This is a genomic window from Pseudomonas sp. GNP014 (assembly GCF_054344005.1).
This window is the reverse complement of the sequence record NZ_JBTGUS010000001.1, coordinates 1684737-1697890: the sequence shown is the minus strand read 5'-3', so window position 1 is coordinate 1697890 and position 13154 is coordinate 1684737. Positions and strand designations below refer to the sequence as shown.

The 13154-nt window shown below is 61.0% G+C and carries 9 protein-coding genes; all 9 read right to left on the bottom strand.

Annotated features, from left to right (window positions below; genetic code table 11):
- Positions 1-61: 61 nt before the first annotated feature.
- The 9 genes from gltB to ACXX9E_RS07700 all read right to left on the bottom strand — a co-directional run bounded on the left by gltB (position 62) and on the right by ACXX9E_RS07700 (position 13102).
- Positions 62-4507, bottom strand: a complete 4446-nt coding sequence (gltB, locus tag ACXX9E_RS07740; protein ID WP_123470765.1) for a glutamate synthase large subunit — start codon at positions 4505-4507, stop codon at positions 62-64.
- Between the two features lie 349 nt (positions 4508-4856).
- The gene (locus ACXX9E_RS07735; RefSeq protein ID WP_123470763.1) at positions 4857-6446 is read right to left on the bottom strand and encodes an AAA family ATPase; all 1590 of its coding nucleotides are present in this window, start codon (positions 6444-6446) and stop codon (positions 4857-4859) included.
- 10 nt (positions 6447-6456) lie between these two features.
- Entirely contained in the window at positions 6457-7557 is a 1101-nt protein-coding gene (aroB, locus tag ACXX9E_RS07730; RefSeq protein ID WP_123470762.1) for a 3-dehydroquinate synthase, read from the bottom strand.
- 152 nt (positions 7558-7709) lie between these two features.
- Positions 7710-8228 (bottom strand): shikimate kinase AroK, encoded by a 519-nt coding sequence (aroK, locus tag ACXX9E_RS07725; RefSeq protein WP_045122260.1) that lies wholly within the window; start codon positions 8226-8228, stop codon positions 7710-7712.
- Positions 8229-8232: 4 nt separating this feature from the next.
- Positions 8233-10314, bottom strand: a complete 2082-nt coding sequence (locus ACXX9E_RS07720; RefSeq protein WP_458555250.1) for a type IV pilus secretin PilQ — start codon at positions 10312-10314, stop codon at positions 8233-8235.
- A gap of 13 nt (positions 10315-10327) precedes the next feature.
- Entirely contained in the window at positions 10328-10855 is a 528-nt protein-coding gene (locus ACXX9E_RS07715; protein ID WP_123470758.1) for a pilus assembly protein PilP, read from the bottom strand.
- Positions 10852-11475 (bottom strand): type 4a pilus biogenesis protein PilO, encoded by a 624-nt coding sequence (gene pilO / locus ACXX9E_RS07710; protein WP_458555249.1) that lies wholly within the window; start codon positions 11473-11475, stop codon positions 10852-10854. Before pilO ends, ACXX9E_RS07715 begins: the two co-directional genes overlap by 4 nt.
- Positions 11472-12038: a PilN domain-containing protein gene (locus tag ACXX9E_RS07705; protein ID WP_128615714.1), complete on the bottom strand. Its 567-nt coding sequence runs from the start codon at positions 12036-12038 to the stop codon at positions 11472-11474. Before ACXX9E_RS07705 ends, pilO begins: the two co-directional genes overlap by 4 nt.
- The gene (locus tag ACXX9E_RS07700; protein ID WP_123470753.1) at positions 12038-13102 is read right to left on the bottom strand and encodes a pilus assembly protein PilM; all 1065 of its coding nucleotides are present in this window, start codon (positions 13100-13102) and stop codon (positions 12038-12040) included. Before ACXX9E_RS07700 ends, ACXX9E_RS07705 begins: the two co-directional genes overlap by 1 nt.
- Between the last annotated feature and the right edge of the window lie 52 nt (positions 13103-13154).

Sequence of the window (13154 nt, the reverse complement as noted above, 5' to 3'; positions counted from 1 at the left end):
AGGCACATCGCGCACTGCTGTTAACTTGCGGCTTGTAACTTGCCGCTTGCAGCTGCGTCTTTTATTGCGGACTCGCACGAGTACTGGAGAGCAGAGATTTCAAGCTCGCCGCCTTAGGTTTGACCAGCCAGAAACGGCGCAAGTAGTCATCGAGGTTTTCGGCGAGTTCACGACCCCACTCGCTGTCGGTTTCGGTGACGTACTCGTTCAGCACGTTTTGCAGGTGGCTGCGATAGGCTTCCATCGCCTCGCCGCTGATCCGCTGGATTTCCACCAGTTCGTGGTTGACCCGGTCAACGAAGGTGTTGTCCTGGTCGAGCACGTAGGCGAAACCACCGGTCATGCCAGAGCCGAAGTTGTAACCGGTCTTGCCCAGAACGCAGACAAAACCACCGGTCATGTACTCGCAGCAGTGATCGCCAGTGCCTTCCACAACCGTGTGGGCACCGGAGTTACGCACGGCAAAACGCTCGCCTGCGGTGCCGGCGGCGAACAGCTTGCCGCCCGTGGCGCCGTACAGGCAGGTGTTGCCGATGATGGCGCTTTCCTGAGTCTTATAAACGCTGCCCTTCGGCGGCACGATGGTCAGCTTGCCACCGGTCATGCCTTTGCCGACGTAGTCGTTGGCATCGCCTTCGAGGTACATGTTCAGACCGCCGGCGTTCCACACGCCGAAGCTCTGCCCGGCAGTGCCCTTGAAGCGGAAGGTGATTGGCGCTTTCGCCATGCCCTGGTTGCCGTGCTTGCGGGCGATTTCGCCGGAGATCCGTGCGCCGATCGAACGGTCGCAGTTGCAGATATCCAGGTCGAACTCGGCACCACTGAGGTCGTTGATTGCCGACGAGGCCATCTCGACCATTTTCTCGGCCAGCAGGCCCTGGTCGAACGGCGGGTTGCGCTCAACGCCGCAGAACTGCGGTTTGTCCGCCGGGATGTGATCGCTGCCCAGCAGCGGGGTCAGATCCAGGTGATGTTGCTTGGCGGTCTGGCCTTCGAGGATTTCCAGCAGATCGGTACGACCGATCAGTTCTTCGAGGGAGCGTACGCCGAGCTTGGCCAGCCACTCACGGGTTTCTTCGGCGACGTAGGTGAAGAAATTCACCACCATGTCGACGGTACCGATGTAGTGATCCTTGCGCAGCTTCTCGTTCTGCGTTGCGACGCCGGTGGCGCAGTTGTTCAGGTGGCAGATGCGCAGGTATTTGCAGCCCAGGGCGATCATCGGCGCAGTACCGAAGCCGAAGCTTTCGGCGCCGAGGATGGCAGCCTTGATCACATCGAGGCCGGTTTTCAGGCCGCCGTCGGTCTGCACCCGGACTTTGCCGCGCAGGTCGTTGCCGCGCAGGGTCTGGTGGGTTTCAGCCAGACCGAGTTCCCACGGTGCGCCCGCGTATTTGATCGAGGTCAGCGGCGAAGCGCCGGTGCCACCGTCGTAGCCGGAGATGGTGATCAGGTCAGCGTAGGCCTTGGCCACACCGGCGGCGATGGTGCCGACGCCCGCTTCAGCCACGAGTTTCACCGACACCAGTGCCTTCGGGTTGACCTGTTTCAGGTCAAAGATCAGCTGCGACAAGTCTTCGATCGAATAGATGTCGTGGTGCGGCGGCGGCGAAATCAGGGTCACACCCGGCACTGCGTAACGCAGCTTGGCGATCAGCCCGTTCACTTTGCCGCCCGGCAGTTGCCCGCCTTCGCCCGGTTTGGCGCCTTGGGCGACCTTGATCTGCAGCACTTCAGCGTTGACCAGGTATTCCGGGGTCACACCGAAACGGCCAGTCGCGACCTGCTTGATTTTCGAGCTCTTGATGGTGCCGTAGCGCGCCGGATCTTCGCCGCCTTCGCCGGAGTTGGAACGCGCGCCGAGGCGGTTCATGGCTTCGGCCAGCGCTTCGTGCGCTTCCGGCGACAGGGCACCCAGCGAGATACCGGCGGAGTCAAAGCGCTTGAGCACCGATTCCAGCGGTTCGATTTCACTGATGTCCAGCGGTGTGTCGAGGGTCTTGACCTTGAACAGGTCACGGATCATCGACACCGGACGGTTGTCCACCAGCGAGGTGTATTCCTTGAACTTGGCGTAGTCGCCCTGCTGCACAGCGGCTTGCAGGGTGTTGACCACGTCCGGGTTGTACGCGTGATATTCACCACCGTGAACGAACTTCAGCAGACCGCCCTGCTGGATCGGCTTGCGCGGACTCCAGGCTTCGGTGGCCAGTGCTTTCTGTTCGGCTTCGATGTCGACGAAACGCGCACCCTTGATGCGGCTCGGCACGCCACGGAAGCTCAGCTCGCAGACTTCTTCGGACAGGCCGATGGCCTCGAACAGCTGCGCACCACGGTACGAAGCGATGGTCGAGATGCCCATCTTCGACAGGATCTTCAGCAGGCCTTTGGTGATGCCTTTACGGTAGTTCTTGAACACCTCGTAGAGGTCGCCCAGCACTTCACCGGTACGGATCAGGTCACCCAGCACTTCGTAGGCGAGGAACGGATACACCGCCGAGGCGCCGAAGCCGATCAGCACCGCAAAGTGATGCGGGTCACGGGCGGTGGCGGTTTCAACGAGGATGTTGGAATCGCAGCGCAGGCCTTTTTCGGTCAGGCGGTGGTGCACCGCGCCGGTGGCCAGCGAGGCGTGGATCGGCAGTTTGCCCGGCGCGATATGACGGTCGCTCAGAACGATCTGGGTACGACCGGCACGCACGGCTTCTTCGGCCTGATCGGCAACGTTGCGGATCGCCGCTTCGAGGCCGACGCTTTCCTCGTAGTTGAGGTCGATGATCTGCCGCTCGAAACCCGGACGGTCGAGGTTCATCAGCGAGCGCCACTTGGCCGGCGAGATCACTGGCGAGCTGAGGATCACGCGTGAGGCGTGTTCCGGCGATTCCTGGAAAATGTTGCGCTCGGCACCGAGGCAGATTTCCAGCGACATCACAATCGCTTCCCGCAGCGGGTCGATCGGCGGGTTGGTGACCTGCGCGAACTGCTGGCGGAAGTAGTCGTACGGCGTGCGCACACGTTGCGACAGCACGGCCATCGGCGTGTCGTCGCCCATCGAGCCCACGGCTTCGTAGCCTTGTTCGCCGAGCGGACGCAGGACCTGATCGCGCTCTTCGAACGTGACCTGATACATCTTCATGTATTGCTTGAGCTGATCGACGTCGTAGAACGCCGAACCGTGGTCGTTGTCTTCCATGGTTGCCTGAATACGCAGGGCATTCTTGCGCAGCCATTGCTTGTACGGATGACGGGACTTCAGACGGTTGTCGATCGCATCGGTGTCGAGGATCTGCCCGGTTTCGGTGTCCACGGCGAAGATCTGGCCAGGGCCGACACGACCTTTGGCAATCACGTCTTCCGGTTTGTAGTCCCACACGCCGATTTCCGAGGCGAGGGTGATGAAACCGTTCTGGGTGGTGACCCAGCGCGCCGGACGCAGACCGTTACGGTCGAGCAGGCACACCGCGTAGCGACCGTCGGTCATGACCACGCCGGCCGGGCCGTCCCACGGCTCCATGTGCATCGAGTTGTACTCGTAGAACGCACGCAGGTCCGGGTCCATGGTTTCAACGTTCTGCCACGCCGGCGGAATGATCATCCGCACGCCACGGAACAGGTCGATGCCACCGGTGACCATCAGTTCGAGCATGTTGTCCATGCTCGAGGAGTCGGAACCGACACGGTTGACCAGCGGGCCGAGCTCTTCCAGATCCATCAGATCGTTGGTGAACTTGGTCCGACGGGCCTGGGCCCAGTTGCGGTTACCGGTAATGGTGTTGATCTCGCCGTTGTGGGCGAGGAAGCGGAATGGCTGAGCCAGCGGCCATTTCGGCAGGGTGTTGGTGGAGAAGCGCTGGTGGAACACGCAGATTGCGGTTTGCAGGCGCTCGTCACTCAGGTCTGGATAAAACGCGGCCAGGTCGGCCGGCATCATCAGGCCTTTATAGATGATGGTCTTGTGCGAAAAGCTGCAGATGTAGTGGTCGGTGTCGGCGGCGTTGGCCACCGACGAACGACGACGGGCACTGAACAGCTTGACCGCCATGTCCTGATCGCTCAGGCCTTCGCCGCCGATGTACACCTGCTCGATCTGTGGCAGACGCTCAAGGGCCAGGCGGCCGAGGACGCTGGTGTCGATTGGCACTTTGCGCCAGCCGATCAGTTGCAGGCCTTCAGCGAGGATCTCGCGATTCATGTTCTCGCGAGCGGCTTCGGCCTTGACCGGATCCTGGTTGAAGAAAACCATGCCCACCGCGTATTGCTTGGGCAATTCGACACTGAAGGCTTCCTGGGCAATGGCTCGCAGGAACGCATCAGGTTTTTGAATCAGCAGACCGCAACCGTCACCGGTCTTGCCGTCGGCATTAATCCCACCGCGGTGGGTCATGCAGGTCAGGGCCTCGATGGCCGTTTGCAAAAGGGTATGACTGGGTTCGCCCTGCATATGGGCTATCAGGCCGAAACCGCAGTTATCCTTGAATTCATCTGGTTGGTACAGACCTGCTTTCATAGACACTTTCTCACCAGGCTGCCTCTTTTCGAGGCAAATTTCTTTTCAATTCAACCACTTGCATCCTGCGCCGAACGTACGCCGGCTTAGCGGGGGCAAAAGGGTGGTCATTGTACACAGCGACACAGAGGCTCACAAATTTGACGACGAAATGTCGCAAATTCATGTCGCATTTGTGAAAGGTTTAAAGCGATCTGCTGTGCTAGTCAAAACTTTTTTAATTTTGACCGCAACGACTCAAAGACTACTGTGACGCAGACACCACAAGGCACGCGACCTGGAAGGAAGCGCGCACTCGTAGAAATTTTGAGGTGCTTGGAGAGGCGGCCTGGGTAAGGCCGCCGAATCTTCAGCGAGTTGTTGCCAGTTCCTGTTGGACGCTGGCGACAGTGCGAGGCCAAGGTTTACCAGCCTGAACCTTCGCTGGCAAGGCCTTGATGGCAGAAACGGCTGCATCACGATTGGCGAAGTTGCCGTAGGTGATCACGTAGAGAGGCTTGCCGTTGAGAACTTTCTTGAAATAACGGTACTCGCCGCCCTGCTCCTTGACGAAGTTTTGCGCGGCCGCTTCAGAGCTGGTGCCGAGGATCTGCACCACGTAGTTGCTGGTCGGCTGACCGGCGTACCAACTGCCACCGGCTGCTTTGGCCACGGTAACCGGCTTCTCGGCCGGTTTGGCGGCCGCTACAGGCTTGGCCGGCGCAGGAGCCGGTTTCGCCGCTGGCGCTGCCGGAGCAGGCTTCGCAGTGGCGACCTGAGTCGGCGCCGGAGCAGGCTTGGCCGCCGGGACAGGCACCGGCGTTGGCGCGGGACCTGCCGGAACACCCGCAGGCGGTGCGGAAGTGGTGACGGTCGGCGGCGTCGCGCTGGAGCCTTCGACCGGCACGCCGTCGTCACCTTCAGTGATGCCACCCGCGGCTTCAGCCAACGGACCACGCATCACCGGTTGCGAGTTGCCGACCAGCGGCAACGGCATCGGCTGCGTATTGCCGGCGAACTCGACGTTCGGCGCGCCGCCATTGGCACCCTGCCCCAATGGCAACTGTGCCTGTTCATTGGCAGGAGCGCCGGTGGTTGGCGCCTTGTTGCGACCCGGCATCAGCCAGGCAGCGGCGACCGCGACCACAACGACGGCGGAAATCGCCAATACGTGTTTCTTCGGCATGTTGAACCCCATACTTGGACGCTTGACCGCAGAGCGGCTGGCAATCATGACTTCGATCAGAGCATCGCGAGCGACCTGGTTGATGTTGCCCGGCCAACCCTCGGCACTTTCGTGAATATCAGAGATCTGATCTGCGGTGAAAAGTTCGACACCCCGGCCGGCACCTTCCAGCCGTTGGTCAAGATACTCGCGGGTCTCTTCTTCGGTGTACGGCTGCAACTCGATGACGTGGAAACGCTCTTCTTCGAGTTGCAAGGCCTCGAGTTGCGCGATCAGCGACGACTCGCCGAACAGGAACACGTGCGGGCGACCTTCCGGAGCCCCGGCACCCAGCGCCATCAGGGCTTCAAGGGCGGATTCGTCGAGCTGCTCGGCGTCATCCACCAGCAAGTAGACTTCCTGGCCGGTCAGTGCGAGCTGAACCACTTGCGCCAGAATCGCGCCGACGTCGGCTTGTGCCACGTCCAGCGCCTGAGCCACCTGACGCAACAGGCCTGCAGCATCTCCGGCGCCACGGGCGGAAACGACCACGCTTTGCACCGATTGCTTGTTGGTGCTGGCGACCAGCGCCTGGCGCAGCAATGTCTTGCCGCTGCCCTGTGGGCCAGTGACCACCAGCAGCAACTGGCTGTAACGGGCCAGATGATGCAGCTGCCCGAGCACCGGCTTGCGCTGGGCCGGGAAGAATTTGAAGCCCGGCACCCGTGGCGCGAACGGGTCGTGACTTAACTGGAAATGGCCGAGAAACGCCTCGTCGGCATGCAAACTAGTCATCGGAATCTTATTAACCTTTAAGCTGAGCCAGGGCGCGGTAGTCCGCTCCCAGCGTGGCCTGTAAAACCTCTTTCGGATAATCGGCGGTCACTACCGCTTCGCCCATCCGGCGCAGCAGCACCAGGCGCAGACGACCGTCGATCACTTTTTTGTCGATTGCCATGTGTTCGAGAAAATCGGCTTCGGTCATTTCTTCCGGCGGAATCACCGGCAGACCGGCCCGCTGGAACAGACGAATGCCGCGATCACGCTCCTGTTCGCTGATCCAGCCCAGACGCGCCGACATCTCCAGCGCCATCACGGTGCCAGCCGCGACCGCTTCCCCATGCAACCAGACACCATAGCCCATGTGGGTCTCGATGGCGTGGCCGAAGGTATGACCGAGGTTGAGCGTGGCGCGCACGCCGGTTTCCTTCTCATCGGCGCCGACCACCGCAGCCTTGGCTGCGCACGAGCGCTCGATCGCATAAGTCAGGGCTTTCTGGTCCAGCGCGCGGAGGGCGTCGACGTTGTCTTCGAGCCAGGTCAGGAACGGCTCGTCGCAGATCAGGCCGTACTTGATGACTTCCGCCAGCCCGGCCGACAGCTCACGCGCCGGCAGGGTTTTCAGGGACGCGGTATCGATCAGCACCACGTTCGGCTGATAGAACGCGCCGACCATGTTCTTGCCCAGCGGATGGTTGATACCGGTCTTGCCGCCCACCGACGAATCGACCTGGGACAGCAAAGTGGTCGGGATCTGGATGAAATCGACACCGCGCTGGTAACAGGCCGCAGCGAAACCGGCCATGTCACCGATAACACCGCCGCCGAGGGCAATCACTGTGGTGCGGCGGTCATGACGAGCGGTCAGCAGACCGTCGAAGATCAGTTGCAGGGTTTCCCAGTTTTTGAAGGCTTCGCCGTCCGGCAACACCACCGAGATCACCGAGAACTGCGCCAGGCTGCGGGTCAGACGTTCGAGATAGAGCGGCGCAACGGTTTCGTTGGAGATGATTGCCACTTGCCGCCCGTGGATATGCGGAGCCAGCAGCTCGGGCTGATCCAACAAACCTTCGCCAATATGAATCGGGTAGCTGCGCTCGCCTAGATCGACCTTGAGTGTCTGCATGTGTCCCCACAGTGAAGATGGAAGCAGGCGTCCTGCCCTGAATTATTGGTTGTCTGCGGCCTGTAGCGGGTATGACGCCGCTCGCACGCCATCCGCCACAACCTCGGCGGGCTGTGACAGGACGCCGAGGATAGCGCATTTCGGGCGATGCTTTAACGGGGTGGAAGCTGCGCGAGGCGATCAAGAATGTCGAGCACCACCATGCGTGGTGGCCGTTCGTCGGTTTCCACCACCAGATCGGCGATTTCCCGATAAAGCGGATCACGGATCGCGAGGAGGTCACGCAGGGTTTTCGCCGGATCGGCGGTGCGCAGCAACGGCCGATTGCGATCACGCGAGGTGCGGCCCACTTGCTGTTCGACGGAGGCATGCAGATACACCACTCGCCCACCCTCATGCAGGGCCTTGCGATTGGCATCACGCATCACCGCGCCGCCGCCGGTGGCCAGCACCACGCCGTCGAACGCGCACAGCTCGGCGATCATCGCCTGCTCACGGTCACGAAAGCCGGGCTCGCCTTCCTTGTCGAAGATCCACGGGATATTGGCGCCCGTGCGCAGTTCAATTTCCTTGTCGGAATCTTTGAACGGCAGGCGCAGCTCTTTGGCCAGCAACCGGCCGATGGTGCTTTTGCCAGCGCCCATCGGTCCTACAAGAATCAAATTTCGCACAGAATCAACGACTCACAGCAATCGCCTGGTTATTCATGATACGCGGAGTGAGAAATACCAGCAGCTCGGATTTTTTCTCCGAAACCACATCACGCCGGAAAAGGCGGCCAAGATACGGCACATCGCCAAGAAATGGCACCTTATCTACAACCTTGCTTTGAGTATTTGAGAAAACACCCCCAATCACGATGGTTTCGCCGTCATTCACCAGTACTTTGGCGTTGACCTCGTTTTTCTTGATCGGCGGTACATCCTGCACTTTGTTCAGGTAGTCCGGTTCGTCCTTGGTGACCTTCACTTCCATGATGATGCGGTTGTCGGGCGTGATCTGCGGCGTCACCTCCAGCGACAGCGAAGCCTCCTTGAACGACACCGACGTCGCCCCGCTGGAGCTGGCTTCCTGGTACGGAATCTCGGTGCCCTTGAGGATCTTCGCGGTCTCCTTGTCGGAGGTGACCACCTTCGGCTGGGAGACAATTTCGCCGTTGCCGGTTTTTTCCATCGCTGTCAGCTCAAGATCGAGCAATACATTATCGGTGATGAACGCAATGCCGATCCCGGACGTGTTGCCGACCGTGCCCATGTCGACGAACGGCGAGTTGGTGCTGGTGCTGCCCGGCGTGCCAATGGTGGTGGAGTTGCCGTTACTGACCCCGGACGTGTTCCAGTTGCCCTTGTTCTGGATCGAACCGCCCCAGCGCACGCCCAGGCTCTTGTCGTAATCGACGTTGGCCTCGACGATCCGCGCCTCGATCATCACCTGGCGTACCGGGATATCCAGCTGCGCCACGATCCGCCGCAGTTCGTCGAGGCGATCCTGGGTCTGGTAGGCAATGATGTTGTTGGTGCGCTCATCGACCGTGATCGAGCCACGCTCATCGACTTTCGCTTCGGCGCTGGTCACCGACTGGAACAGTTTGGCGATGTCGGCCGCCTTGGCGTAATTCACTTGCAGCAGTTCGCGGCGCAACGGCGCCAGTTCGGCGATCTGCTTCTGCGACTCCAGTTCCTGGCGCTCACGGGCGGCGATTTCATCAGCGGGTGCCACCAGCAGCACATTGCCGATCTTGCGTTTATCCAGCCCCTTGGTTTTCAGCACCAGATCCAGCGCCTGATCCCACGGCACGTTCTGCAGGCGCAAGGTGATACCGCCCTGCACCGTGTCGCTGGCGACCAGGTTGAGGTTGGTGAAGTCGGCGATCAATTGCAGTACCGAGCGCACGTCGATGTCCTGGAAGTTCAACGAGAGCTTTTCGCCGACGTAGCTGTTGCGGTCGGCATTACGCTTTTGCAGATCGTCGACCGTCATCGGGCGGACGCTGACGGTCAGTTTGTTGTCGGTCTGGAAAGTCGAATACTCGTAAGTGCCGCCGGGTTCGACGGTGACCACCGTGCGATCACCGCTCACCCCGGCATTGACGTACTGCACCGGCGTGGCGAAATCCTTGACGTCGAGCCGTACTCGCAGTTTCTCCGGCAACTGAGTACGGGCGAAGCTGAGGATGATCTTGCCGTCATGCTCCTGGATATCCGGGGCAATGGTCGGGTCGGACAGGTCGATGACCACATTGCCCTCGCCCGCCGTACCGCGCTGGAAATCGACACCGCGTATCGTGCGGGTTTTCGCCACGAAGGCCTTGGCCGGAGCAGCAGCGACGGTCGTCGCACGGGGTACGGCGGCTGCGGGACGGGGGGCAGCAGCCGGCGCGCCCTGGCCGACCACCACGTACAGAGTATTGCCCTCCACTCGCGTGTTATAGGGCGCCAACTGCGTGAGGCTGACGATCAGCCGCGTCCGGTCCTTGGCCTCGACCACCGTGGCAGTGCGCGCATTGCCACTGCCCAGATCGAAATTTTTGCTCGCCAACTGACTGGCGACACCGGGCAAATCCACAGCGATGCGCGCCGGCGACTCGGTGGTGTAGCCCTTGGGCTGCGGTGGCGGGCCGTCGAACGACAACTTCAGTTCGACGCGGTCGCCCGGCAATGCCGCCACGTCGAGCGCCTTCAGGTTGGCAGCGAGTACCATCGGCGACATCAGCGCTATCCATAGCGAAAAACCGAGGGTGGAGAAAATCCTGTTCATTGTTCGACTTCCACTATGAGTGCTCTTTCAAAGGAATGGTGCGTGGTCGTTCCAGCCAGGCGCCCTGACCGTCGGGAACGATTTCGACCACATCGACCTGGGTCGCGCTGATGGCCACGATGCGGCCGTCGTTGCGCCCCAGGTAATCGCCGACCTTCAACCGATGCACACCGCCCGCCCCGCGCAACAGCGCAAAAGAGCCAGAGGCATTGGCAATGGTGCCGACCATCTCGAACTGCTCGATGTTGAAACCTTCGAGGTATTGCTTGACCCGATTGGGGTCGGGTTTGACGTTGCGCGAACCCTGCTTCTGTCCCGCCAGGTCGACCCGCACCTGACGGGAAAACGGACTGCGCAGATTGGCAGCGCTGTAGGTGAATGTGGGGTAAGACCGGAATGTCGGCGTTGGTTCAATCTTGCCCGGCGGGCGCAGGCGCACTTCATTCATGTAGGCGTCGAGGTCGCTGAAGTCACTGCTGCCCCCGCAGCCGCTCAAGGCCAGCAGCGCCACCGGCAAGACCAGATTACGAATCGGGGTCATTTCTGCAGCCCCTTGTCGTTATAGCGGTAGGTCTTGGCGAGGATGCTCATGCGCAGTTTCGGCCCGCCTTCGGGGCTGGCCGGCGCCAGTTCGAAATCATGCAAGGTGACAATCCGCGGCAGGCCGGCCACGCCGCTGACGAAGGTCGCCAGGTCGTGATAGGCGCCCGTCACGGTGATCTGGATCGGCAACTCGATGTAGAACGGTTGCGTCACCTCCGGCAGCAGTTTGATCTCTTCGAATTCCAGCCCGCTGCCCAGCCCGGTACGGGTGATGTCCTCCAGCAAACCGGGGACTTCAGTGTCACTGGGCAATTGCCGCAACAGCACGCCGAAGGAGTTCTCCATCTCCTTCATTTGCTGGGTGTACAACTCCAGGTTTGCCGACAGGTGCGCCTTGCTGGCGAACTGGTCTTTGAGCGTGGTCTCCTCCTCGCGCCTGGCTTCGAGTTGGCTCTCCATGTCGCTGATGAAAAAGTTATAACCAAGCGCCAGCACCAGCACCATCAACAGCACCCCGGTGATGGCTTTCACAGCCCCAGGCCAGGAACCGATGTTGCTCGTGTCCAAGTCGTTGAAGTCGATATTGCGCAGGCTGTCCAGCCATTCGGACGGTTTCATTGGTCGTCCTCCAGATTTTTCGGCTGGGTCTGACGAACAGTCAGTTCAAAGGTATTGGACTGTTCCACCTGATCGGCAGAGGTGGCTTTGACTTCATTCAGGCTCGGTGCGTCGAACCAGTCGGACGCATCCAGATTGCGCATCAGCTCGGACACCCGGTTGTTCGACTCTGCCGCGCCGCTGATGGAGAGGGTCTTGCCGAGCCTTTTCACCTTGGTGAAATACACGCCGTCGGGCAGTGTGCGCGCCAACTGATCGAAGATCCGCCCGCTGACCTGCCGGTTGCCCTGCAGATCCTGGATGATGCGCATGCGCTCGACCAGTTGCTGGCGATGGGCCTTGAGTTCACTGATCTGTTTGATCCGTTCGTCGACGACGGCGATCTGTTTGCCGATGTAGTCGTTGCGCGTGATTTGCCGGTCGATTGCCGCACTGATGATCTGATCGGCGATAAACACGGCACCGATCGAGCCGACCACCACGCCGGTCAGTGCCAGCAGGAAGCGTTTGCGCCGCTCTTCGCGGCGCTCCTCGCGCCAGGGTAGAAGGTTGATCCGCGCCATCAGTCGAAACTCCGCAGCGCGAGCCCGCAGGCAATCATCAGGGCCGGCGCATCACTGGCCAGGGCGCCGGCGTTGACCTTGCTGCTCAGGGCCATGTCGAAAAACGGGTTGGCGACCTGGGTCGGGGTGTTCAGGCGCTGCTCGATCAAACGATCCAGGCCCGGCACCGACGCCGTGCCGCCGGCCAATAAAATGTGATCGACCGCGTTGTACTGGCCGGAAGCGAAAAAGAACTGCAACGAGCGCGACACCTGCTGTACCAGTGCCTCGCGAAACGGCTGCAAGACCTCGCTGACGTAATCGTCGGGCAGTCCGCCCTGCTTTTTCGCCAACCCGGCCTGTTCGACCGTCAGCCCGTAACGCCGCTGGATTTCCTCGGTCAGTTGCCGGCCGCCGAACAATTGCTCGCGGGTGTAGATGATCTTGCCGTTGTGCAGGACGCTGAGGGTGGTCATGGTCGCGCCGATGTCGACCACGGCCACGGTCAGACGCTCCTGGGACACCGCCAGTTGCGTGGCAAGCAGGCCGAACGAGCGCTCCAGCGCGTAGGCCTCGACATCCACCACGCGCGCCGTCAGCCCGGCGAGGGCCAGTGCCGCCTCGCGAACTTCGACGTTTTCCTTGCGACAGGCGGCGAGCAGCACGCTGACGCGCTCGGGATTGCGCGGGGACACGCCCTGGACTTCGAAGTCAATGGCCACTTCGTCCAGCGGGTAGGGAATGTATTGATCGGCCTCGATCTTGAGCTGGTTTTCCAGTTCGTCGTCGGACAGTCCGGCATCCATTTCGATGATCTTGGTTATCACCGCTGAACCGGCCACGGCCACGGCCACGCTCTTGAGCCCGGTGCGCGCCTTGACCAGCACCCGGCTCAGGGCGTGCCCAACGCCTTCGAGTTCGGCGATGTTTTTTTCGACCACGGCATTCGCTGGCAACGGCTCCACCGCGTACGCTTCGACCCGGTAGCGATCACCCTGACGGCTCAGTTCCAGCAACTTGACCGAAGTGGAGCTGATGTCGATCCCCAGTAACGTATTGGCCTTTTTATTGAAGAGTCCCAGCACTACCAATTCCCTATGACTTTCCGTGAGTTACGGACTCTGTAATACGCTTTGC